Source organism: Xanthobacter albus, from assembly GCF_043194895.2.
GTDB lineage: Bacteria > Pseudomonadota > Alphaproteobacteria > Rhizobiales > Xanthobacteraceae > Xanthobacter.
Map to the genome: position 1 here is coordinate 409,511 of NZ_CM195532.1, position 21,329 is coordinate 430,839.

The 21,329-nt window shown below is 71.4% G+C and carries 21 protein-coding genes; 17 read left to right on the forward strand and 4 right to left on the reverse strand.

All coding sequences use genetic code 11. The annotated features are described in order from the left end of the window. The first annotated feature begins 21 nt into the window (after window positions 1–21). The 8 genes from V5F75_RS01865 (at window position 22) to V5F75_RS01900 (ending at window position 9,361) form a co-directional block, all read left to right on the forward strand. Entirely contained in the window at window positions 22–1,116 is a 1,095-nt protein-coding gene (locus V5F75_RS01865) for an ABC transporter ATP-binding protein (RefSeq protein ID WP_394036370.1), read from the forward strand. Between the two features lie 4 nt (window positions 1,117–1,120). Then, window positions 1,121–2,053, forward strand: a complete 933-nt coding sequence (locus tag V5F75_RS01870; protein ID WP_394036368.1) for an ABC transporter permease — start codon at window positions 1,121–1,123, stop codon at window positions 2,051–2,053. Continuing rightward, window positions 2,053–2,853, forward strand: coding sequence for an ABC transporter permease (locus V5F75_RS01875; RefSeq protein WP_394036365.1), 801 nt, complete (start codon window positions 2,053–2,055; stop codon window positions 2,851–2,853). The genes V5F75_RS01870 and V5F75_RS01875 overlap by 1 nt, the downstream gene beginning before the upstream one ends. After that, complete coding sequence (locus V5F75_RS01880; RefSeq protein WP_394036363.1) at window positions 2,850–3,680, forward strand: DeoR/GlpR family DNA-binding transcription regulator; 831 nt, start codon at window positions 2,850–2,852, stop codon at window positions 3,678–3,680. Before V5F75_RS01875 ends, V5F75_RS01880 begins: the two co-directional genes overlap by 4 nt. Beyond that, window positions 3,677–4,429: a cysteine hydrolase family protein gene (locus tag V5F75_RS01885; RefSeq protein WP_394036361.1), complete on the forward strand. Its 753-nt coding sequence runs from the start codon at window positions 3,677–3,679 to the stop codon at window positions 4,427–4,429. The genes V5F75_RS01880 and V5F75_RS01885 overlap by 4 nt, the downstream gene beginning before the upstream one ends. Beyond that, entirely contained in the window at window positions 4,405–5,388 is a 984-nt protein-coding gene (locus V5F75_RS01890) for a phosphotransferase enzyme family protein (protein WP_394036359.1), read from the forward strand. Before V5F75_RS01885 ends, V5F75_RS01890 begins: the two co-directional genes overlap by 25 nt. A 137-nt stretch (window positions 5,389–5,525) precedes the next feature. Then, the gene (locus V5F75_RS01895) at window positions 5,526–6,863 is read left to right on the forward strand and encodes an aspartate aminotransferase family protein (protein ID WP_394036357.1); all 1,338 of its coding nucleotides are present in this window, start codon (window positions 5,526–5,528) and stop codon (window positions 6,861–6,863) included. 110 nt (window positions 6,864–6,973) lie between these two features. Next, entirely contained in the window at window positions 6,974–9,361 is a 2,388-nt protein-coding gene (locus tag V5F75_RS01900; protein WP_394036355.1) for a Tex family protein, read from the forward strand. Window positions 9,362–10,050: 689 nt separating this feature from the next. Here V5F75_RS01900 and V5F75_RS01905 read toward each other — a convergent pair. Beyond that, window positions 10,051–10,347 carry a hypothetical protein gene (locus tag V5F75_RS01905; protein WP_394036352.1) on the reverse strand — a complete coding sequence of 99 codons (297 nt, stop codon included), beginning with the start codon at window positions 10,345–10,347 and terminating at the stop codon, window positions 10,051–10,053. Between the two features lie 242 nt (window positions 10,348–10,589). Between V5F75_RS01905 and V5F75_RS01910 the strand changes: the two genes are divergently transcribed. The 8 genes from V5F75_RS01910 (at window position 10,590) to V5F75_RS01945 (ending at window position 16,343) form a co-directional block, all read left to right on the forward strand. Further along, a complete protein-coding gene (locus V5F75_RS01910; RefSeq protein WP_394036350.1) occupies window positions 10,590–11,048 on the forward strand; it encodes a host attachment protein in 459 nt (152 codons plus the stop codon). Window positions 11,049–11,244: 196 nt separating this feature from the next. After that, complete coding sequence (locus V5F75_RS01915; RefSeq protein ID WP_394036432.1) at window positions 11,245–11,748, forward strand: TspO/MBR family protein; 504 nt, start codon at window positions 11,245–11,247, stop codon at window positions 11,746–11,748. Between the two features lie 34 nt (window positions 11,749–11,782). Next, the gene (locus V5F75_RS01920; protein ID WP_394036348.1) at window positions 11,783–11,977 is read left to right on the forward strand and encodes a twin transmembrane helix small protein; all 195 of its coding nucleotides are present in this window, start codon (window positions 11,783–11,785) and stop codon (window positions 11,975–11,977) included. A gap of 36 nt (window positions 11,978–12,013) precedes the next feature. Next, window positions 12,014–12,592 (forward strand): cob(I)yrinic acid a,c-diamide adenosyltransferase, encoded by a 579-nt coding sequence (locus V5F75_RS01925; protein WP_394036346.1) that lies wholly within the window; start codon window positions 12,014–12,016, stop codon window positions 12,590–12,592. An 84-nt stretch (window positions 12,593–12,676) separates the two neighbouring features. After that, window positions 12,677–13,423 (forward strand): rhomboid family intramembrane serine protease, encoded by a 747-nt coding sequence (locus V5F75_RS01930; protein ID WP_394036344.1) that lies wholly within the window; start codon window positions 12,677–12,679, stop codon window positions 13,421–13,423. A gap of 134 nt (window positions 13,424–13,557) precedes the next feature. Continuing rightward, on the forward strand, window positions 13,558–14,307 hold the full coding sequence (locus V5F75_RS01935) for an electron transfer flavoprotein subunit beta/FixA family protein (RefSeq protein ID WP_394036342.1): 750 nt from the start codon (window positions 13,558–13,560) through the stop codon (window positions 14,305–14,307). Then, window positions 14,307–15,251 (forward strand): electron transfer flavoprotein subunit alpha/FixB family protein, encoded by a 945-nt coding sequence (locus tag V5F75_RS01940; protein ID WP_394036340.1) that lies wholly within the window; start codon window positions 14,307–14,309, stop codon window positions 15,249–15,251. Before V5F75_RS01935 ends, V5F75_RS01940 begins: the two co-directional genes overlap by 1 nt. 210 nt (window positions 15,252–15,461) lie before the next feature. Next, window positions 15,462–16,343, forward strand: a complete 882-nt coding sequence (locus V5F75_RS01945) for a 3-hydroxybutyryl-CoA dehydrogenase (protein ID WP_394036338.1) — start codon at window positions 15,462–15,464, stop codon at window positions 16,341–16,343. A 607-nt stretch (window positions 16,344–16,950) separates the two neighbouring features. Here the strand turns inward: V5F75_RS01945 and V5F75_RS01950 are convergent. Together V5F75_RS01950 and V5F75_RS01955 are read right to left on the reverse strand one after the other, a co-directional pair. Then, the gene (locus V5F75_RS01950) at window positions 16,951–18,348 is read right to left on the reverse strand and encodes an ATP-binding protein (protein ID WP_394036336.1); all 1,398 of its coding nucleotides are present in this window, start codon (window positions 18,346–18,348) and stop codon (window positions 16,951–16,953) included. Then, on the reverse strand, window positions 18,345–19,073 hold the full coding sequence (locus tag V5F75_RS01955; protein ID WP_394036333.1) for a response regulator: 729 nt from the start codon (window positions 19,071–19,073) through the stop codon (window positions 18,345–18,347). The genes V5F75_RS01950 and V5F75_RS01955 overlap by 4 nt, the downstream gene beginning before the upstream one ends. A gap of 260 nt (window positions 19,074–19,333) precedes the next feature. Between V5F75_RS01955 and V5F75_RS01960 the strand changes: the two genes are divergently transcribed. Further along, window positions 19,334–20,026, forward strand: coding sequence for a hypothetical protein (locus tag V5F75_RS01960; RefSeq protein WP_394036331.1), 693 nt, complete (start codon window positions 19,334–19,336; stop codon window positions 20,024–20,026). Window positions 20,027–20,354: 328 nt separating this feature from the next. On the opposite strand, the gene V5F75_RS01965 is transcribed toward V5F75_RS01960, so the two are convergent. Then, window positions 20,355–21,284, reverse strand: coding sequence for a LysR family transcriptional regulator (locus V5F75_RS01965; protein WP_394036329.1), 930 nt, complete (start codon window positions 21,282–21,284; stop codon window positions 20,355–20,357). Window positions 21,285–21,329 lie beyond the last annotated feature (45 nt).

Sequence of the window (21,329 nt, forward strand, 5' to 3'; positions counted from 1 at the left end):
GCCGCACGGCGCGAACGACACATGAGCAAGACAATGGCGAGCGACACCAAGGACAAGAAGCCCATCCTCCAGCTCGTGGGCGTGCGCAAGACGTTCAACGACTTCGCCGCCGTGGAGCGGATCGACCTCGACATCATGGAGGGTGAGTTCTTCACCATCGTCGGCCCCTCCGGCTCGGGCAAGACCACCATGCTGCGCATGCTGGCCGGCATGGAGGCGCCGAGCGAGGGCAACATCACGCTGCACGGCGAGCGCATCAACGACGTGCCCGCCAACAAGCGCCCCACCTGCCTCGTGTTCCAGTCGCTCGCTTTGTTCCCGCACATGAGCGTCGGGCAGAACATCGAGTTTCCCTTGAAGATCAAGGGTGTGGATGCCGCCGCCCGCAAGGCCCGCGCGCTGGAGCTGATGGCCGTGGTGCGCCTGCCGGCGAGCTATTACGGCAAGAATGTCATGAAGTGCTCCGGCGGCGAGCGCCAGCGCGTGGCGCTGGCCCGCGCGCTCGCCTACGACCCCGAGGTGCTGTTCTTCGACGAGCCGCTCTCGGCCATCGACTACAAGCTGAAGAAGGTTCTCGAAAAAGAACTGAAGGATCTGCACCGCGAGACCGGCAAGACCTTCATCTACATCACCCATTCGCTTGAAGAAGCCATGGTGATGTCGGACCGCATCGGCGTCATGCGCGCCGGGCGCCTGGTGCAGGTGGGCACGCCGGAGGAGATCTACGCCGCCCCGGTGGACCGCTTCGTCTCCGAGTTCGTGGGCGAGGTGAACGTGATCGAGCTGAAGCGCGAGGGCGAGGACTGGCGCGGCGTGGACGTGCCCGGCGCCTTCCGCGCCGCCGCCCCGAAGGACCATCCGCAGGCCTCCTCCGCCTTCGTGGTCGTGCGCCCCGAATACATGCGCTTCCTCGGCGCGGGAGAGGAGGCGGACAACGTGCTGGAAGGCGTGGTCTACAATGAATACTCCCTCGGCTCGCGCATCCAGTACCAGGTGCGCGTGGGCGAGAAGGTGATGCTGGTGGAGCTTTCCCGCGCCAAGGCGCTCACCGCCGCCGCCAACCGCAACGTGCGCCTGGGCTGGGACGTGCGCGACGCCATCTCGGTGAAGGCGTGAGGCCATGAGCGACGCCCTCGGCGAAACCGCCCTGCCCTCCGCCCCCACCGCGCGGGAGAGCGCGCCGCTCTCCGCCCGCCTCGCGGCGCTGTGGGCCGCCGCCGGCGCCCGCTGCGCCCTGCCCGTCGCCGTGCTGCTGGCGGCGGGGTTCCTGGCGCCGCTGGTCGCCATCCTCGCCTTCTCGTTCGCGCCGCCGCGCACGTTCGATGTGTTCCGCGCCTTCTCCCTCGCGAACTATGCGGAGCTGTTCTCGGCCGGCAACACGGTGTGGCTCTCGTTCGCGTGGTCGGTGGGCTTCGCGCTCCTCACCTGCGCCATCCTGGCGGTGGTGGCCTATCCCATCGCCTACGGCATGGTGTTCCTGTTCGGGCGCTGGTCGTCCCTGGTCTCGGTGCTGTTCGTGTTCCCGCTGTTCGTGTCGGAGAACGTGCGGCTCTACGGCTGGGTGCTGTTCTTCATCAAGAACGGCGTGCTCGACGGCACCTTGAAGGCGCTCGGGCTCGATGGCGCGCCGACGCTGCTCTACACGCCGGGCATGATCCTGGCCGGCATGGTCTATACCTACCTGCCGTTCATGCTGTTCCCGCTCACGCTCGGCCTCTCCATGGTGCCGCGCGATCTCATCGACGCGGCCCGCGACCTCGGCGCCAACCGGTTCCAGATCTGGCGCGAGGTGGAAGTGCCGCTGGCCATGCCGGGCATCCTCATCGGCATGCTGCTCACCTTCGTGCTCGCCATCGGCGCGGTCTCGGAGGCCAAGATCCTCGGCGGACAATCGGTGATCGTGATCTCCCACGACATCGAGATCGCCTTCACCTATGCCCAGAACTGGCCGCTCGGCTCGGCGCTGGCGGTGGTGGTGACGGCCTTCATCGGCGCGCTCACCCTTCTCGTCTTCGCCCGGCTCGATCTCGACCGGCTGCTCGGGAGGCGCTGATGGAACAGGACAAGCTGCGCACCCGCGTGCTTCTTTCCGCCTGGACCGCCTTCGTGGTGCTCCTCGTCTACCTGCCCATCGCCTGCGTGGCGCTGGCGAGCGTCTCGAAGGGCCGCTACTTCGCCTTCCCCATCCGCGCCTTCTCCACGGAATGGTGGGAGAAGACGGCGGATTCCATCGAGATCACGATGATCGTGCAGAACTCGCTGCTGGTGGCGGCGGTGGTCACGGTATTCTCGGTGGTCATCGCCTTCTTCGGCGCGCTGGCCTTCGCCCGCTATGACTGGAAGGGCCGGAAGCTCTACCAGAAGCTCATTCTTCTTCCCGTCTTCTTTCCGCAGCCGGTGCTGGGGCTCGCCTTGCTGCTCGCCTATTCGGCGCTCGGCATCACCACATCGTGGATGACCGCGGTGTTCGCCCACATGGTGTGGATCGTGCCGGTGGTCACCCTCGTCATCGCCATCAAGGTCTATGGCTTCGATCCCTCGCTGGAGGAGGCGGCGTTCGATCTCGGCGCCTCGCGGCTGGAGGTGATGACCAACGTGACCCTGCCGCTGCTGTGGCCGGGCATCTGGTCGGGGGCGCTGTTCGCCTTCCTGCTCTCCTGGGGCAACTTCCCGCTCTCGCTCTACACCGCCGGCGCGGATTCCACGGTGCCGAAGTGGCTCTATGCGAAGATGGTGGCGGGCTACACGCCCATGGTGCCGGCGCTCGGCACCATGGCGACGCTCGCGGCCGCCGCCGTGCTGCTGGGCGGCGCGCTTCTCGGCTTCGCGGTCAGGAAGGCGCGGGCGGCATGAGCGCGGACGATCCCGCCGACCTGCCGGACGCCCCCGAGGCGGAGCGCGCCCGGCTCTCCAAGACCGCCCGGCACGAGCGCATCGTGCGCGAGCTCATGGCCTCCTCCACCCTGCGCGTGTCGGAGCTGGCGGCCGAGCTCGCGGTCTCCACCGAGACCATCCGGCGCGACCTGTTCGAGCTGTCCGAGAAGGGGCTCATCAGCCGCACCTATGGCGGCGCGGTGCGCCCGCTGGGCACCGAGCCCTCGGTGAGCGAGCGCCACCTGATGATGGTGGCCGAGCGCGAGGCCATCGCCGCCGCCGCCGTGCGGTTCATCAAGCCCAACGAGGTGGTGGCGGTGGGCGCCGGCGCCACCACCACCCATGTGGCGCGGCGCATGGCGGCGGAGTGCCGGAATGTCACCGTCATCACCCATTCCTTCTCGGTGGCCACCGTGCTCGCGGCCAATCCCACCATCACCGTGCTCATGTGCCCCGGCCGCTACAACGGGCGCGAGGGCATGATGACGGGCTCGGAGACCATCGAGTTCCTGCAGTCCTACAACGCCAACTGGGCCATCCTCGGCGCCAGCGGCATCACCGCCGAGGGGCTGAGCGAGGCCGAGCGCGGCGCCGCCTCCGTCTACAAGGCCATGGTGCTGCGCGCGGCCGAGACCCTGGTGGTGGCCGACCACACCAAGTTCGCCCAGCAGGCGCTCGCCATCTGGGGCCGCTGGCACGACATCGGCCGCCTCGTCACCGATGCGCCGCCCCCGCCCGCCGTCGCCCGCGCGCTGGAGCGGGCGCGGGTGGAGGTGGTGATCGCCGGCCCACGGAGCGGCCAATGACCGACGATACCAACAGCGGCTGGAAGAGGCGCCACCGCTCCCTCTACTACGCCGCCGCGCCGGAGCCGGACGACCCGGTCGTCACGCCCGCCGCCACCGCGCTGCTCGTCATCGACGTGCAGAACACCTATCTGGAGCGCCCCGCGCGCGAGAGCCTGGCGCCAGAGGCGCGAGCCCATTACGATGCCTGGACGCCCTTCCACGCCCGCATGGGCGAGGTGGTGCTCCCTAACATCGCCCATGCGCTCGCCGCCTTCCGCGCCCGCAGCATGGAGGTGCTGCACGCCCGCATCGCCTGCGCCACCTGCGACGGGCGCGAGCGCTCGCTGAGCCAGAAGAAGCCCGGCTTCAACAACCTGCTGCTGCCCAAGGACAAGCACGCGAGCCAGATCGTCGCGCAGGTGGCGCCAGAGGGCGACGAGATCGTGGTGACCAAGACCACGGACTCCGCCCTCACCGGCACCAGCCTGCGGCTGATGCTGCACAATCTCGGCATCCGCACGGTGGTGTGCGCGGGCATCTTCACCGACCAGTGCGTGGCCTCCACCGTGCGCAGCCTCGCCGACGAGAGCTTCGACGTGATCGTGCTGGAAGACTGCTGCGCGGCCGCCTCCATGGCCCTGCACGAGGCCGAGCTCGACATCATCAACATGATCTATTGCAACGTGATGGAGCTGAACGAATTCAAGGCGTTGCTGGACCGGCAGCCTTGCGGGAGGGACGAGTGCTCTACGACGACGATTTCCTGAAGCGGCTCGAGGACGGCGTGCGCGGCGCCCTGCCCCGCTGGGGGCTCGGCTCCGACGCCGAGGTGAAGCTGCTCACCATCTCCGAGAACGCCACCTTCCGCGTCACCGACGCGCAGGCCGGCCGGCTCGTGTTCCGCGTCCACCGGCCGGGCTACCACAGCCGGGAGGAGATCGCCTCCGAGCTGGCCTGGATCGCGGCCCTGCGCGCGGACGAGGTCATCACCACGCCCCGCCCGCTGGAGCTGGCGGACGGCGGCCTCATCGCCGACATCGACGACGGCGGCACCACCCGCCACGTGGTGGGCTTCGAGTTCCTCGGCGGCGCGGAGCCGGCGGAGGGCGAGGACCTGGTGGGCTGGTTCCGCCAGCTCGGCGCCATCCATGCCCGCCTCCACGCCCATGCGCGCGGCTGGACGCGGCCGGAAGGCTTCACCCGCAAGGTGTGGAACTTCGACACCACGCTCGGCGAGGCGCCCCACTGGGGTGACTTCCGCTTAAGTCTCGGTCTGGACGAGAAAGGCCGAGCGCTGCTGGAGCGCACGGCGGCGCTGCTGAAGGAGAAGCTGCGGCCCCTGTCGCAGCCCGACAGCTTCGGCCTCGTGCACGCCGACCTGCGGCTCGCCAACCTGCTGGTGGAGGGCGACAGGCTCGCCCTGATCGATTTCGACGACTGCGGCTTCTCCTGGTTCCTGTTCGATTTCGCGGCCTCCATCTCCTTCCTGGAGCACGAGCCCTACGTGCCCGCGCTCAAGGCGGCCTGGATGGAGGGCTACCGCGCCGAGGCGCCGCTGCCGGCCGACGCCTCCGACCAGCTCGACCTGTTCGTGATGCTGCGGCGCATCCAGCTCACGGCCTGGGTCGCCTCCCATGCCGAGACGCCCACCGGGCAGGCCATGGGCATCCCCTACACCGAGGGCACGCTGGGGCTGGCGGACGCCTTCCTCGCCCGCCACGGCTGACGATGGAGGCATCTTCAGGCGGGGCGGACCCGCCTCGCCTGAAGAAGACGCGGTAACGCGAAGACTTGGTGACGCGAAGACTTGGAGCGTCTCCCGCCCCCGTGGGCAGGAGACGAACACAGAGAAAAGGTGCACCCATGGGCCAGACGGCTCGCGCGAAGAAGCAGATCCTCGCCCTCAACGCCTTCGCCGCCGACGGCGGCGCCGCGCTCTCCGAAGACGTGGCGCGGCTGGTCGCCCGCCGGCGCCGGAGCTTCGGCGCCACCTCCGTGCTGTTCTATGAGGAGCCGTTGCATATCGTGCGCGCGCAGGGCGCCGAGATCTTCACCGCCGACGGGCGCGCCTATCTCGACCTCTACAACAACGTCCCCTCTGTGGGGCACTGCAACCCGCGTGTGGTGGAGGCCGTCTCCCGCCAGATGGGGCGCTACAACACCCACACCCGCTACCTGTTCGACGAGGTGCATGATTATGCCGAGCGGCTGCTCGCGCATTTCCCCGCGCCGCTCACCAACGTCGCCTTCACCTGCACCGGCTCGGAAAGCAACGACCTCGCCCTGCGGCTGGTGCGCGGGGCGACCGGCGGCATGGGCATCGTCGTCACCGAGACCGCCTACCACGGCAACACCTTGGCGGTGACCGAGGTCTCCCCCTCCTCCTACAGGACCGGCGCGCCGCCGGCCCATGTGCGCGCCGTGCCCCCGCCCCACCCGCGCCATTACGGGGCGGACGTGGGGGCGGGCTTCGCCGCCGCCATCACCGCCGCCGCCGCCGCCATGGCGGCCCAGGGCATCCCCTTCGCCGGCCTGCTGGTGGACAGCATCTTCTCCTCCGACGGGGTCTATGCGGACCCGGTGGGCTTCCTCGCCCCGGCCTATGCGGCGACACGGGCGCTGGGCGGCCTCGTCATCGCCGACGAGGTGCAGCCGGGCTTCGCCCGCACCGGCACCGCCATGTGGGGCTTCGCCCGCCACGGCGTGGTGCCGGACGTGGTGACCATGGGCAAGCCCATGGGCAACGGCTTCCCCATGGGCGGCGTGGTGACGCGGCCGGAGCTGCTCACCCGCTTCGCCGACGAATTCGGCTATTTCAACACTTTCGGCGGCAATCCGGTGGCCAGCGCCGCCGGCCTCGCGGTGCTGGACGCCATCGCCGAGGACGGGCTGATGGAGAACGCCCGCACGGTCGGCGCCCATATCGTGGAGCACCTCAACGCCATGCGCGCGCGCTGCCCCGCCATCGGCGAGGTGCGCGGCGCCGGGCTCTATCTCGGCGTCGAGATCGTGGCGCGGGAGGATGGCGCGGCGGACCCGGCGGGCGCCTCCGCCCTCATCAACGCGCTGCGGGAGAAGGGCATCCTCATCGGCGCGGCGGGGCCCCTCGGCCATGTGCTGAAGGTACGCCCGCCGCTCTGCCTCACCCTCGCGCAGGCGGACCGCTTCGCCGATGCGTTGGCGGAGGTCCTTTCCGCCTGATGCGTGGCGGGAGGGGCCCTTTCCTGTGGCCTTTCCCACCCCGCTGCCGTGACAGCGCCGCAACCCTGGGCTATGGCCGTGCCCCCGAAACGAACCTTCGAGGAGCCGCCATGGCCGCGCAGTCCACAGGCAACCCCAAGGCGGGGGACGCCGAAGCGATCGCCCGCATCATCGCCGGCGAGATCGGCGCCCGCCCGGCCCAGGTGAGCGCGGCGGTGGGCCTCATGGACGAGGGCGCGACCGTGCCCTTCATCGCCCGCTACCGCAAGGAAGTGACCGGCGGCCTCGACGACACCCAGCTTCGCACCCTGGAGGAGCGCCTCTCCTACCTGCGCGAGCTGGAAGCGCGCCGCGCCACCGTGCTCGCCTCCATCGAGGGCCAGGGCAAGCTCACCGACGACCTGCGCGCCAGGATCCTCGCCGTGCCCACCAAGGCCGAGCTGGAGGATCTCTACCTCCCCTACAAGCCCAAGCGCCGCACCAAGGCGGAGATCGCCCGCGAGAAGGGCCTCGGCCCGCTGGCGGAAGCCATCCTCTCCGACCGCAAGGCGGTGCCCGCGGAGCTGGCCGCCCGCTTCCTGAACGACCAGGTGGCGGACGTGAAGGCCGCCCTGGACGGCGCCCGCGACATATTGGTGGAGACCTTCGCCGAGAATGCCGACCTGGTGGGCCGCCTGCGCACCTACATGAAGGGCAATGCCGTGCTCAAGGCCAGGGTGGCCGAGGGCAAGGAGGAGGCGGGCGCCAAGTTCCGCGACTATTTCGACCACACCGAGAAATGGGCCGGCGCGCCCAGCCACCGCGTGCTCGCCATGCTGCGCGGGCGCAACGAGGAGATGCTGACCCTCGACCTGGTGGTGGACGAGGAGGCGACCAGCCCCATCAAGCCGGTGGAGCGCATCGTCGCCGAGGCCTACGAGATTCCGCTCGCCAACGGCAGTCCGGCGAATGCCTACCTGCTCGACGTGGCGCGCTGGGCGTGGCGGGTGAAGCTCTCGCTCCACCTCACCATCGACCTCATGGGCGAGCTGCGCGAGCGCGCGGAGGAGGAGGCGATCCACGTCTTCGCCCGCAACCTCAAGGACCTGCTTTTGGCCGCCCCGGCGGGCTCGCGCGCCACCATGGGCCTCGACCCCGGCATCCGCACCGGCGTGAAGGTGGCGGTGGTGGACGGCACCGGCAAGCTCATCGCCACCTCCACCGTCTATCCCTTCCAGCCGCGCAACGACGTGCAGGGCGCCATGGCCGAGCTGGCCAGCCTCATCCGCCGGCACCATGTGGAGCTGATCGCCATCGGCAACGGCACCGCCAGCCGCGAGACCGACAAGCTCGCCGCCGACATCCTCGCCGCCCTGCCGCCGGACGCCGAAGGCCGGAAGCCCATCAAGGTGGTGGTGAGCGAGGCCGGCGCCTCGGTCTATTCCGCCTCCGCCATGGCCGCCGCCGAGATGCCGGACATCGACGTCTCCCTGCGCGGCGCAGTCTCCATCGCCCGGCGCCTGCAGGACCCGCTGGCAGAGCTGGTGAAGATCGAGCCGAAATCCATCGGCGTCGGCCAGTACCAGCACGACGTGGACCAGGCTCGCCTCGCCAAGGCCCTCGACGCGGTGGTGGAGGATGCCGTGAACGCGGTGGGCGTCGACCTCAACACCGCTTCCGCCTCCCTGCTCGCCCGCGTGTCGGGCCTCGGCACCTCGCTGGCGGAGGCCATCGTCGCCCACCGCAACACCGTGGGCGCGTTCAAGACCCGCAAGGAGCTGCTCAAGGTCTCGCGCCTCGGCCCGCGCACGTTCGAGCTTGCCGCCGGCTTCCTGCGCATCCCCGACGGCAAGGAGCCGCTCGACGCCTCGGCGGTGCATCCGGAGGCGTACGACCTCGCCAAGAAGATCGTTTCCGCCTGCGGGCGCGACGTGCGCGCGCTCATGGGTGACACGGCGGCGCTGAAGGCGCTGGACCCGCGCGCCTTCGTGGACGAGCGCTTCGGCCTGCCCACGGTGCGCGACATCCTGAGCGAGCTGGAGAAGCCCGGCCGCGACCCGCGCCCGGCCTTCAAGACCGCCACCTTCGCCGAGGGCGTCCACGAGATGAGCGACCTGAAGCCCGGCATGGTGCTGGAGGGCACGGTGACCAACGTCGCCGCCTTCGGCGCCTTCGTGGACATCGGCGTGCACCAGGACGGGCTGGTCCATGTCTCGGCGCTGGCGGACCGGTTCGTGAAGGACCCCCACGAGGTGGTCAAGGCCGGCGATGTCGTGAAGGTGCGGGTGGTGGACGTGGACGTGAAGCGCAAGCGCATCGCCCTCTCCATGCGCAAGGACGACGCCGGAGCCCGGCCGGCGGGCGGCGACGGCCGGCGGCCGGACCAGGGCGCGCCGCGCCCGGCCGCGCCCAATCCCGGCGGGCGCGACGGGCGACGGGGCCCGGCGGGCCGCGACCAGAGCGGCGGCGGCGCCTTCGCCGCCGCGATGGCGGAGGCCATGCGCCGCAAGGACAAGTGACGCCACGGGCGCCGGTCTTCGGCCGGCGCCCGGCGGATCTCGCTCAGACGCCCCGCAGGCGTAGCTGGGGAGCGGAGAGAACGACCCGAGAGAGCGGGTCCGGCGAAGACCCCCTTGGGTCGTTGGCATGAGGCCACCGGCGCGGGTCGCCACCTGATGCCGGGCGCGCCGCGCGCGGGCACCGCGCGGATGCGGCAGGGGCGCCGGCCTCCGGCGATGGACCAACGCACGTCACGGCATCCCGGCCCTGGAGCGTTTCCCCGTTTCATGGGATCGCGGAAGCCCGCCAGTTTCTTGAGGTGACGCGTCTTCCTCACACGCACCGGGTTCCACGTCGCTCGAAAACGCGAGCCTCGCTCAAGGACCGCACCGGCGTGGCCGAGAGCACCGTCGTCCGGCAGCGGGCCGGCGCGTGCCACGATGTCCGACATCGGACGCGGCGTTCCGTCCGGAGCGCGCAGCCTCCGCGCGATCGCGACACCGGCCACCGCCGAGCTGCGCCGGACGCGGGCCCGGACAGCAAAACGCCCGCCTGCCGGGATCGGGCCGGCGGGCGGGCGCAAGCGAGCGGGACATTCGGCAGATCGACAGCACCGGAGCCGGCCGTGAAGCGCCGCCCCCGCGCACAGGGGGCGCGACGGCGCTTTTCCAAAGCGCGGAAGCGCGCTTCCGCCCGCCCCGGCCGAAGATCAACGGCCGGCGGTGACCTTCACCGGACGCGGCACGAGGCGCGAGAGCACCCGGCGGCCGCGCGGCGGCTCATCGTTCTCGCTCATCAGCATCACGGCGAAGCCCATCTGCACGCTGCCGAAGGTGACGCCGAGGCCGAAGGTAAGCAGCACCAGGGCGAGCACGCCGTCCTCGGAGCCGGTCAGCAGGCCGCCGAGGCCGGCGACGTCGAACGCCACCATGGCGCCCACGAGCACTACCGCCAGCGACACGCCGATCACCGCGTGAGTCACGAGAAACCTGACGAGAAAAGGCATCGTCCCTTCCCCTCTTGCGCGCCCGGCGGACCATCCCGATTGCTGCGGGCGCAACTGGAAATATGATGATCTCACGCGCCACGCCCGGCGCGCAAGCAAGACCTTCCGTCATGACGTCGCGGCGGAGGGGTGGCTTGATCCGGCGCAAGGCGCGGCCGGCCCGCGGCGCCGAAGCTGCGGGTTCCGGCGCGGGACGGCGCGGCCGCACGCGCGCCATGGCAGAGGCATGGAGGAGAAACGTCATGGGAACGCTCGCCAAGGAACTGCTGACCAAGTGCAATCGCGTGGTGGTGGTCGCCGATGGCGCCAAGGCCCTGCTGCTGGCAGACACCGGCATTCCCCCGGCGCCGAAGCTCGCGGTGGTGGACACCGTGAGCGAGCCCCACGAGACCACGGCCGCCCAGGGCACGGACCGCCCCGGCCGGGTCCACGAATCGGCGGGCGTGTCGCGCAGCGCGGTGGAGGTCACGGACATCCACACCGCCGAGGAAGCCGCCTTCCTGCGGCGCCTTGCCGAGCGGCTGGAGGCGCTGGCTGCCGCCGGCGAGGTGCGCCGCCTGCTGCTGGTGGCCCCGCCCAAGGCCCTCGGCGTGCTGCGTGAGGCCCTGGGCCCGCAGGCCCGCGCCGTGGTGGAGGGAGAGGTGGCCAAGGACCTCGTGAAGCTGCCGGTGGACGAGATCACCCGGCGCATCGCCACCTGACGGACATGCGCCATCGCGGGAGCGGCAATGCTCCGCGATGGCGCTCAGGCGGCGCACCAAGGACGATCGCGCATGCAGGCCACTGCCCGTGCCCGCCGGGATCGACTAAGCTCCCGGCCTGGGCCGAACGCGGAGCCTGCCCTTGCCCGACACCCCCGAACCCGACGCGTCCTCGCCCGAGAAGCCGCGAGTGGCCCTGAAACCCACGGCCTCCGCCCGCTTCGGGCCGGTGCGCGCCTTCCTGCGGCTCTGCGCCTGCGCCGCCCTCGTCACCATCGTCGCGGCCATCGGCGGAGCGGTGACCGCTCCGGCCATCCCCGGCTGGTACGCGGGCCTCGCCAAGCCCGCGTGGACCCCGCCCGACGCGGCCTTTCCCATCGCCTGGAGCCTGCTCTATGCCCTGATGGCGCTCGCCCTCTGGCGCCTGTGGGACCGCGCGCCGCCGGGCCCGGCGCAGAGGCGGGCCATCCTCCTTTTCCTCGTACAGCTCGCGCTCAACGCGGCGTGGTCGCCGGTGTTCTTCGGCCTCAGGGCGCCGTTCGCGGGGCTGCTCGTCGTCCTGGCCCTGGTGGCGGCGCTCGCCGCGGCGCTGCGGGCGGCCTTCGCGGTGGACCGGCTCGCCGGCGCGCTGCTGGTGCCGTATCTTCTCTGGGTGTGCTACGCCACGGCCCTCAACGGGGCGATCGTCGCGCTCAACTGACGGCGCGCGCGGGGCGGGAGACGGGGAGGAGGCCATGCTGCACTGGTCCATCTATGTCTTCATCCCGCTCGCCCTGGCGGTGGTGGCGGGGGTGCTGCTGCTCGGCCTGCTCAATCTCGCGTCCGGCGGCTCGCCCCGGCGCGCGCAGAGGCTGATGCGGCTGCGGGTGCTGGCCCAGCTCATCGCCGTGGCGCTGGTGGCGGCCACGGTGTTCGCCATGCATCGCTGAGGCCCCGCGCCCTTTCCCGTTTCTGGAGGCAACCCCATGGTGAAGCTCAACAAGATCTACACGCGCACCGGCGACGACGGCACCACCGGGCTCGGCACCGGCGCGCGGGTGGCGAAGTACGACATCCGCGTCATGGCCTATGGCTCGGTGGACGAGGCCAACGCCGCCGTGGGCATCGCCCGCCTGCACCTCGCCGGCGAGCCGGTGCTCGATGCCATGCTGAAGAACGTCCAGAACGACCTGTTCGACCTCGGGGCCGACCTGTGCACCCCCGCCGCCGCCAACGAGGCGCCCGGCGACGCGCTGCGCATCGTGCCGGCCCAGGTGGAGCGCCTGGAGCGCGACATCGACGCCCTCAACGCCGAGCTCGCTCCCCTCACCTCCTTCGTGCTGCCCGGCGGCACGCCGGCGGCGGCCCACCTGCACCTCGCCCGCACCATCTGCCGGCGGGCGGAGCGGGAGATGGTCGCCCTCTCCCACAGCGCCGAGGACGCGGTGGGCGCGAGCGCCATCCAGTACGTGAACCGGCTGTCGGACCTGCTGTTCGTGGCGAGCCGCTTCGCCAACGCGCGCGGCGCCCACGACGTGCTGTGGGTGCCGGGCGGCAGCCGCTGAGCCGCCGGGCGGCGCGGTTCCACGGCCGGCGCGGGCGCGGTAGAGTGCGGCGATCCCGCTGCAGCCGCCGCGCCGAGGCCGCCCATGTTCGTGCCCATCGCCGACATCAACCCGCTGGAGCACGTCCTCCGGCCGTATGTGACCTACGGCCTCATCATGCTGAACGTGCTGGTGTTCGCGGTGCTGCAGGGCGGCATCTCGGGCGCGCCGGCGGAGGCGGGCATGGTGTCGTTCGGCGCCATTCCGGCGGTGGTCTCGGGCGCGGCGGTGCTGCCGGAAGGCTACCTCGCCGTGCCGCCGGACCTCACCCTCCTCACCTACATGTTCCTGCACGGGAGCTGGCTGCACCTCATCGGCAACATGGCCTTCCTGTGGGTATTCGCCGACAATGTGGAGGATGCCATGGGCCATGCCCGCTTCCTCCTGTTCTACCTTTTGTGCGGGGCGGCGGCCGGGCTCGTCCACGTGCTCGCCCAGCCGGAGGCGGAGGCGCCGCTGGTGGGGGCCTCGGGGGCGGTGGCCGGAGTGATCGCCGCCTACCTGCTGCTGCATCCCAACATCCGCCTGTGGGCGCTGGTGTTCATGAAGGTGCCGCTGAAGGTGCCGGCCTATCTGGTCATCGGGTTGTGGCTCGCGGTGCAGGTGTGGCAGGTGCTCCAGGCCGGCGAGGGCGAGACCGCGTGGTGGGCCCACCTCGGCGGCTTCGCGGCCGGCGCGGCGCTGGTGCCGGTGCTGCGCCGGCGCGGCGTGGCCCTGCTCGACCCCGATCCCTCGGGCGTGCCCGCGGCGCCGGGCGAGGACGGGCACCGAGGCGATTTTCGCCAGCGTTGACACGGTTTCGGGCCCCTCCTACGTTGCCGGCCCCAAGGTTTGCTGCAATGCAGGGAACCTGAAGGAAGCAGGAGTCTCCGGCGCGGCTCGCGCGCGTCCGGACCTCCGTGGTGTCAGACGGGGAGCACGCCTTAATGAAGATCTTGGTGCCCGTGAAGCGGGTGGTGGACTACAACGTCAAGGTGCGGGTGAAGTCGGACGGCTCGGGCGTCGAGCTGGCCAACATCAAGATGTCGATGAACCCGTTCGACGAGATCGCCGTGGAAGAGGCCCTGCGCCTCAAGGAAGCCGGCAAGGCGACCGAGGTGGTGGCCGTGTCCATCGGCCCGGCCCAGGCCTCCGAGACCCTGCGTACCGCCCTCGCCATGGGTGCCGACCGCGGCATCCTGGTGAAGACCGACCAGCTGGTGGAGCCGCTCGCCGTCGCCAAGATCCTGAAGGGCGTGGTGGGCGAAGAGGCCCCCGGCCTCGTGATCCTCGGCAAGCAGGCCATCGACGACGACGCCAACCAGACCGGCCAGATGCTCGCCGCGTTGCTGGGCTGGCCCCAGGGCACGTTCGCCTCCAAGGTGATCGTGGAGGACGGCGGCTTCGCCATCACCCGCGAGATCGACGGCGGCCTGCAGACCGTGAAGCTCAAGGGCCCGGCCATCGTCACCACCGACCTGCGCCTCAACGAGCCGCGCTACGCCTCCCTGCCCAACATCATGAAGGCCAAGAAGAAGCCCATCGGCGAGAAGACCCCGGCCGATTACGGCGTCGACGTGGCGCCGCGCCTCGAGGTGCTGAAGACCGCCGAGCCGGCCGGCCGCAAGGCGGGCGTGAAGGTGGCCTCGGTGGCCGAACTGGTGGCGAAGCTCAAGGACGAGGCGGGGGTGATCTGATGGCGACTTTGCTTCTGGCGGAACACGACAATTCCGCCCTCAACGGCGTCACCGCCAAGGCCCTGACCGCCGCCGCCGCCCTCGGCGCGCCGGTGGACGTGCTGGTGGCCGGCAAGGACGCGAAGGCCGTGGCCGAGGCCGCCGCCAAGCTGTCCGGCGTCAACAAGGTGCTGCTCGCCGACGACGCGCTCTACGCGCACCGCCTGGCCGAGCCGCTGGCGGCGCTCATCGTGTCGCTCGCGCCCGGCTACGACGCCATCGTCGGCCCCTCCACCGCCATGGTGAAGAACGTGCTGCCCCGCGTCGCGGCCCTCCTCGACGTGATGCAGATCTCCGACATCATCAAGGTGGAGAGCGCCGACACGTTCGAGCGGCCCATCTATGCCGGCAACGCCATCCAGACCGTGAAGTCCAAGGACGCCAAGAAGGTCATCACGGTGCGCACCGCCTCCTTCGCCGCCACCGCCGAGGGCGGCGCGGCGCCGGTGGAGAGCGTGGCCGTGGCGGGGGACCCCGCCCTCTCCACCTTCGTGGAAGAGAGCATCGCCGCCTCCGACCGTCCCGAGCTGACCGCCGCCAAGATCATCGTGTCGGGCGGCCGCGCGGTGGGCTCGCGCGAGAAGTTCGCCGAGATCATCGAGCCGCTTGCGGACGAGCTGGGCGCTGCCGTCGGCGCCTCCCGCGCCGCCGTGGACGCCGGCTACGCCCCCAACGACTGGCAGGTGGGCCAGACCGGCAAGGTGGTCGCGCCCGAGCTCTACATCGCGCTCGGCATCTCCGGCGCCATCCAGCACCTGGCCGGCATGAAGGACTCCAAGGTCATCGTCGCCGTCAACAAGGACGAGGAGGCGCCGATCTTCCAGGTTGCCGACTATGGTCTCGTGGGTGACATCTTCACCGTGGTACCAGAGCTGAAGGCGGAACTCGCCAAGGTGAAGGGCTGACCGCCCGTCCCGCCGGTCCGCCGGCGGGACCGACCGGCCGCCGCGGGGCGCCATCCGGCCCCGGAGCGGCGGCGGCCAGGAGACGAGAAGGAGCACGGGGGCGCCGCGTCCTCGTGCTCGGATGAAACACATCACGGCCCCGCGGTGCCCGCCGCCCAGGCCATCCTCATCCGGGAGCCCAAGCGGCCCCTCAGGCGAAATGAGAGAATCATGCCGATCGAGATCAAGAAGGTCGGGGTCATCGGCGCCGGCCAGATGGGCAACGGCATCGCCCACGTCTGCGCCCTCGCCGGCTACGATGTGTACCTGAACGATGCCGATCCCGAGCGCATCCGCGCCGGCATCGCCACCATCAACGGCAACATGGCGCGCCAGGTCTCCAAGGGCACCATCACCGAGGACGCTCGCCAGGCCGCGCTCGGCCGCATCATCGCCGCCGCCGCCAACGAGGACCTCGTTCCCTGCGACATGGTGATCGAATCGGCCACCGAGCGCGAGGAAGTGAAGCGCAAGATCTTCACCGGCCTGTGCACCGTGCTGCGCCCGGAAGCCGTGCTGGCCTCCAACACCTCGTCCATCTCCATCACCCGCCTCGCCGCGGCCACCGACCGGCCGGAGCGCTTCATCGGCATTCACTTCATGAATCCGGTGCCGATCATGGAGCTGGTGGAGCTGGTGCGCGGCATCGCCACCGATGACGAGACCTTCGAGGCCACCAAGACCTTCGTCTCCAACCTGCACAAGACCTATGCGGTGGCCGAGGACTTCCCGGCCTTCATCGTCAACCGCATCCTGCTGCCCATGATCAACGAGGCCATCTACACCCTCTACGAGGGCGTGGGCTCGGTGGACGCCATCGACAAGGCCATGCGGCTCGGCGCCAACCATCCCATGGGCCCGCTGCAGCTCGCGGACTTCATCGGCCTCGACACCTGCCTCGCCATCATGCAGGTGCTGCACGAGGGGCTGGCCGATTCCAAGTATCGCCCCTGCCCGCTGCTGGTGAAGTATGTCGAGGCCGGCTGGCTCGGCCGCAAGACCAAGCGCGGCTTCTACGACTATCGCGGCGAGAAGCCGGTGCCCACCCGCTGAGGGGCGCTCCGCACGCCGGGCATTCTGAAAGCCAAGCGTTCCGAAGGCCCGGCCCCGCGCCGGGCCTTTTCGCATCCGGGCCCCGGAACGGAGCGGCGATGTCCCGATCGCGGGCGCGATCCCCGGCCGCCGCGCGGGAGAGCATGGACAGGGCGCGCGGGAAAACGCCGGCCGCTGAAGCCAGTGTCGCGACCGGCTCGGCCAAAGCCCATGAGCCTGCCTCTCCGGCCTTCGCCCAAGCCCCGCGCGAGGCTTGGGCGAAGCTTGGGCGAGACCTGCCCACCGCCGGCCGACGACCAGCGGCAATGGTCATGACAGCACGGCTCCGATCCGCCGGATCGCCCCGCCCCCTGAACCTGACGGCTTCAGGCCAGCGCGGCCCCCCGCTGGCCGTGTCCCCCGGCTCAGCCGCCCGAAACGCCCGCCACGGGGCGGAGGGAGGGTCCAGTCTCCACCGGCGCCGCCGGCAGGTCCGCCCGCTGCAGCAGCCCCCGGCTGACGACCCGCGGCAATGGTCATGACAGCACGGCCCCGATCCGCCGGATCGCCCCGCCCCCTGAACATGGCGGCTTCAGGCCAGCGCGGCCCCTGCTGGCCGAGCCCCGGCTCAGGCGCCAGAAACGCCCGCCACGGGGCCGACGGAGGGCCCAGCCTCCACCGGCGCCGCCGGCAGGTCCGCCCGCTGCAGCAGGCCGCCGCCGGGGCGGTTCACCAGGGTGAGGCGCCCGCCGTGCCGGGCCAGGATCTCATTGGCGATGGCGAGGCCGAGCCCGGCGCCGGGAATCTTGGTCTGGCGCGCCGGATCGACCCGGAAGAAGGGCTCGAACACCTGCCCCATCAGCGCCTCCGGAATGCCGGGCCCGTCGTCCTCGATGGCCAGCACCGCGCGCAGCGGGCCGTCCGCCTCCACGCTGTTCAGGCGCACCGTCACCCGCGCCCCGCCGCCGTGGGTGGCGGCATTGACCACGAGGTTGCGCACCGCCCGCTTCAGCGACAGCGGGCGCCCCAGCACCGTCACCGGCTCGGCATTGAGCAGCACCGCGGGGCGGCCCATCTCCACCACCTCGCTCACCACCTCCGCCGCCATCAGGTCGAGCCGCACCGGCGCGCCGGCTCCGGCCTCCACCTCCTCGCGCACCAGGCGGATGGCGCTGTCAGCGATGCGGTCCAGCTCCGCGAGATCGGAGAGCCACTGCGCCCGCTCCTCCTCGTCGGGGATGAACTCGGCGCGCAGCCGCATCCGGGTCAGCGGGGTGCGCAGGTCGTGGGCGGCGCCGGCGACGATGCGCATGCGGCTTTCCATGGCGCCCTTGAGGCGGGCGGAAAGGCGGTTGATGGCGGCGGCGGCGGCGCGCACTTCCTCCGGTCCTTCCTCCGGCAGCACCGGCGGCTCGCCGTCGGGCCCGATCCGCGCCGCCGCCTCCTCGATGAGGGAGAGCGGCTTCATGATGCGGCGCATCACCAGCAGCACCACCGCGGTGATGCCGGCCACCATCAGGATGAGCCAGGTGGCGAGGTTCAGCGTCCAGCCGGGGCGGCCGAGAATGCCGGGAGGCGGGGGCGGACGCAGGCCGAAGATGTGGGCCCGGGTGACCAGCCAGCGGCCGTCCGCCAGCCGCAGGGTCGCCATGGGCGGGCCCCCTTCGGGCGCGTCCACCACCTCGACCGGAAGCGGCTTTCCGAGCCGGCGCAGGGCTTCCCGCATCTGCTCGGTGGCGAAGGGGTTGCGCTCGCCTTCCGGCCGGTGGGCGCGCACGGCGACGCCCGGCAGGTCATTGGGCAGGTCTTGTGGCAAGTTGTGTGGCGGTTCGCCCGGATCGCCGTCACGGGGGGTGCGCGCCGCGAGCGCGGCGACCAAAGCGAACTGGGTCGCCGCGTCGTCGGCGATGAAGGGCGGGGGTCCCGATGGCGCCGTGAGGAAGAAGGAGGCCACGTTGGCGAACGCCACCACCAGCACCATGGCCACCACCAGCAGCGCCGTGACCTGGGCGCGCAGGCTCCTCACGAGGCCTCCTCCAGCTCGACCCGCACGGCGAGCTGATAGCCGCCGTTCCGAAGGGTCTTGAGGATCTGGTAGGCGCCCTGGTCGCCGAGCTTGCGGCGCAGGCGGCTCACCAGCACGTCCACGGAGCGGTCGAACGGGCCGGCCTCCCGCCCCTTGGTGATATCGAGAAGCTGGTCGCGGGAGAGGATGCGGCCGGGCCGCTCCAGGAACGCCATCAGCAGGTCGAACTCGGCGCCGGTCAGCGTGACCTCGCGGCCGTCGTCGGCGGTGACGCGGCGCAGGTCCGGCTCGGCGCGGAAGCCGGCGAAGCGGAAGGCGCGCGGCGGTGCCTGCTCCGGCTCGCTCGGCGCCGCGCGGCGCAGCACGGCGCGGATGCGCGCCACCAGCTCGCGCGGGTTGAAGGGCTTGCCCAGATAGTCGTCGGCGCCGATCTCAAGGCCGATGATGCGGTCCACATCCTCCTTGAGGGCGGTGAGCAGGATCACCGGCACGTTGGAGGAGGCGCGCAGCTCGCGGCACAGGTCGAGGCCGGAGGCGTCGGGCAGCATCAGGTCCAGTACCACGAGGTCGATGCGCTGGGTGGCGAGCTTCTCGCCCATCTCGCGGCCGTCGCCGGCCATGGTCACGCGGAAGCCCTGGCCCACCAGGTAGCGGCCCAGCAGCTTGCGGATCTCCAGGTCGTCGTCCACGACGAGAATGTGCGCTCCGCTCTCCACCGGCTTCATGCTCCTCTCCCCCGCGCAGCTTACACCAGCGCCCCCGTCCGCGACCGGCGGCGAGCGAGGCATCCCGCGGGTCACCGGTATTAGACGCCCCCGCCGGGCTTCCGGCGCCCGCGCGTGCAACGTTTCTTTGCCGGAACGCGATTGGCAACATTGAATTACAAATCCGCCCGTGCCGGACACGTTGGGATATGGCCGGACCTTCGCGCGCAACAGAGCCGGTCCAGTGTCTCCCCATCGCAATCATCGCCGGAGCGATGGAGATGACGTTTCGAGCCATCCGGGTCCTGCTGCTGTCGGGCGTCGCCGCCTGCCTGGTGGGCGGAGCCGCGGCGCAGGGCAGCGCGGCCAAGACGCAGGATCGCCTGCCGGTGGCCGCCTCCACCCATGCCGCGCGGCCATTCGTGCAGGTGGCGGAGCTCGACATGCCCCCCGGCGCGCCGCCGCCGGAGGCGGGCGGTCTGCTCATCGCGGCCGCCGACGCCCCGCCCGAGCCGCCGCCCGCGGACCCGGCGGCCGGCCCCGGAGCGCGGCCGCTGAGGGGCCCCGGCCCCCGCCGGCCGGGCCCGCCCGGACCGCCCCCCGACCCGCTCGGCTATGCCCGCGCCCTCGCCGGCGCGGAGACCGCCATCGGCATCCGCGCCGACCAGCTCGACGCCTGGCGCGACCTCACCGATGCGCTCCAGGCCAGCCTGCCGCCCCCGCCCCGGCCCGCCGCCGGCGCCGCGAGGACCGGCGAGGCGGCCCCCTTCGCCGCCGTCGACACGCTGGCCGGCCGCCTGCAGGAGCAGGGCCGCACCGGCGAGCGGCTCGCCCGCGCCGTCGCCGCCCTGAAGGCCCGGCTCACACCCGAGCAGCTCGACCGGGTGGCCCGGCTGGGCCCCGCCCTGCTGCCGCCACCGGGCGGACGCTTCCCTCCGCCGCCACCGCCCGGCGGCCCTGGCGCCGAGGATTGAGGACAGCCCCGGACCGGGGGCTCTCGAAAGGGAAGGGATTCTCGCCGCCCTGATCGTCCCTTCCCGGCAGCGGGCGTGCTCCGGCACGCTCGCTGCCCACCTTCGCAACGCACGGAATGCGTTTTTGAAATGGCCCCGAACCGGGGACATCCATGGCAGGGACCTGCCACCTCTCTCCCACCGCTCCGCGCCGCCGCCCCCCGGTGGCCGGAACCACGGCGCCGAGGGTTGAACCTCGCCCCTCTCGCAGGGGGCGTTCGAAAGGAAGGGATTCTCGCCGCCCTGATCGTCCCTTCCTGCGGCGGGCGTGCCTCGGCACGCCCGCCGTTCATGTCTTCGGGCCCGGCTGCATGCGCGGCAGGAAGGCCTGCCCCTCCTCGGCCAGGAAGGCCTGGAGCGCCCGGCCCGCCGGCAGCAGGCGCTTTTCCCGCGCGCGCACCACCAGCCATTGGCGAATCACCGGCAGCCCGGCCACCTCCAGCACCGCGAGGCGCCCGTCCGCCACCTCCGCCGCCACCGTGTGGGCGGAGATGAAGCTGACCCCCAGCCCCGCCATCACCGCCTGCTTGATGGTCTCGTTGGAGCCGATCTCCATGGCGATGGGCGGCGCCGCCGCGCCCGCCTCCTCGAACACCCGCGCCATCAAGATGCGCGTGCCGGAGCCCTCCTCCCGCATCAGGAACGGCTCGCGCGCGAGGTCGGCGGGGGTGAGCCGGCGGCCCACCAGCCGGTGGTCTGTGGGCGCGATGATGACGTGGGGATGGTCGCCGATCACCTCCATCTCCGCATCGAGATCGGCGGGCGGCCGCCCCATCACGGCGAGGTCGAGATCGAGGCTGGCGAGCCCCGAGAGGATCTCGGCCCGGTTGCCGATGACGAGCTTCAGCTCGATGCCCGGATGGCGCCTGCGGAAGGCGGCGAGGGCCATGGGCGCGAAGTATTTCGCGGTGGAGACCACCCCCACCACCACCGCGCCGGCATCGGGGCTCTTGAGGGCGGCGATGGCCCGCTCCGCCTCGCCGAGGGCCTGAAACACGCGCTGCGATGCAGCAACCAGCTCCCGTCCCGCGGCGGTCGGTCGCAGCCGGCCGGCGATCCGCTCGAACACCGGCACCCCCAGCGCATCCTCCAGCGCCTTCATCTGCGCGGTGACGGCGGGCGGGCTCAAATTCAGCTCCTGCGCGGCCTTGGCATAGGAGCCGGAGGCCGCGGCGAGGGCCACCACGCGGAGCTGCTTCAGGGTCCAGTGCACTGCCATATTCAGTTATCGTGAATGCGAAGTTCAGATCATTCAAATTTACCT

What these genes read in the sequence shown, in the direction of transcription:
- V5F75_RS01865 (WP_394036370.1), top strand. Translation starts at nt 22, where the DNA reads ATGAGCAAGACAATGGCGAGCGACACCAAGGACAAGAAGCCCATCCTC.
- V5F75_RS01870 (WP_394036368.1), top strand. Translation starts at nt 1,121, where the DNA reads ATGAGCGACGCCCTCGGCGAAACCGCCCTGCCCTCCGCCCCCACCGCG.
- V5F75_RS01875 (WP_394036365.1), top strand. Translation starts at nt 2,053, where the DNA reads ATGGAACAGGACAAGCTGCGCACCCGCGTGCTTCTTTCCGCCTGGACC.
- V5F75_RS01880 (WP_394036363.1), top strand. Translation starts at nt 2,850, where the DNA reads ATGAGCGCGGACGATCCCGCCGACCTGCCGGACGCCCCCGAGGCGGAG.
- V5F75_RS01885 (WP_394036361.1), top strand. Translation starts at nt 3,677, where the DNA reads ATGACCGACGATACCAACAGCGGCTGGAAGAGGCGCCACCGCTCCCTC.
- V5F75_RS01895 (WP_394036357.1), top strand. Translation starts at nt 5,526, where the DNA reads ATGGGCCAGACGGCTCGCGCGAAGAAGCAGATCCTCGCCCTCAACGCC.
- V5F75_RS01900 (WP_394036355.1), top strand. Translation starts at nt 6,974, where the DNA reads ATGGCCGCGCAGTCCACAGGCAACCCCAAGGCGGGGGACGCCGAAGCG.
- V5F75_RS01905 (WP_394036352.1), bottom strand. Translation starts at nt 10,347, where the DNA reads ATGCCTTTTCTCGTCAGGTTTCTCGTGACTCACGCGGTGATCGGCGTG.
- V5F75_RS01910 (WP_394036350.1), top strand. Translation starts at nt 10,590, where the DNA reads ATGGGAACGCTCGCCAAGGAACTGCTGACCAAGTGCAATCGCGTGGTG.
- V5F75_RS01920 (WP_394036348.1), top strand. Translation starts at nt 11,783, where the DNA reads ATGCTGCACTGGTCCATCTATGTCTTCATCCCGCTCGCCCTGGCGGTG.
- V5F75_RS01925 (WP_394036346.1), top strand. Translation starts at nt 12,014, where the DNA reads ATGGTGAAGCTCAACAAGATCTACACGCGCACCGGCGACGACGGCACC.
- V5F75_RS01930 (WP_394036344.1), top strand. Translation starts at nt 12,677, where the DNA reads ATGTTCGTGCCCATCGCCGACATCAACCCGCTGGAGCACGTCCTCCGG.
- V5F75_RS01935 (WP_394036342.1), top strand. Translation starts at nt 13,558, where the DNA reads ATGAAGATCTTGGTGCCCGTGAAGCGGGTGGTGGACTACAACGTCAAG.
- V5F75_RS01940 (WP_394036340.1), top strand. Translation starts at nt 14,307, where the DNA reads ATGGCGACTTTGCTTCTGGCGGAACACGACAATTCCGCCCTCAACGGC.
- V5F75_RS01945 (WP_394036338.1), top strand. Translation starts at nt 15,462, where the DNA reads ATGCCGATCGAGATCAAGAAGGTCGGGGTCATCGGCGCCGGCCAGATG.
- V5F75_RS01955 (WP_394036333.1), bottom strand. Translation starts at nt 19,073, where the DNA reads ATGAAGCCGGTGGAGAGCGGAGCGCACATTCTCGTCGTGGACGACGAC.
- V5F75_RS01960 (WP_394036331.1), top strand. Translation starts at nt 19,334, where the DNA reads ATGACGTTTCGAGCCATCCGGGTCCTGCTGCTGTCGGGCGTCGCCGCC.
- V5F75_RS01965 (WP_394036329.1), bottom strand. Translation starts at nt 21,284, where the DNA reads ATGGCAGTGCACTGGACCCTGAAGCAGCTCCGCGTGGTGGCCCTCGCC.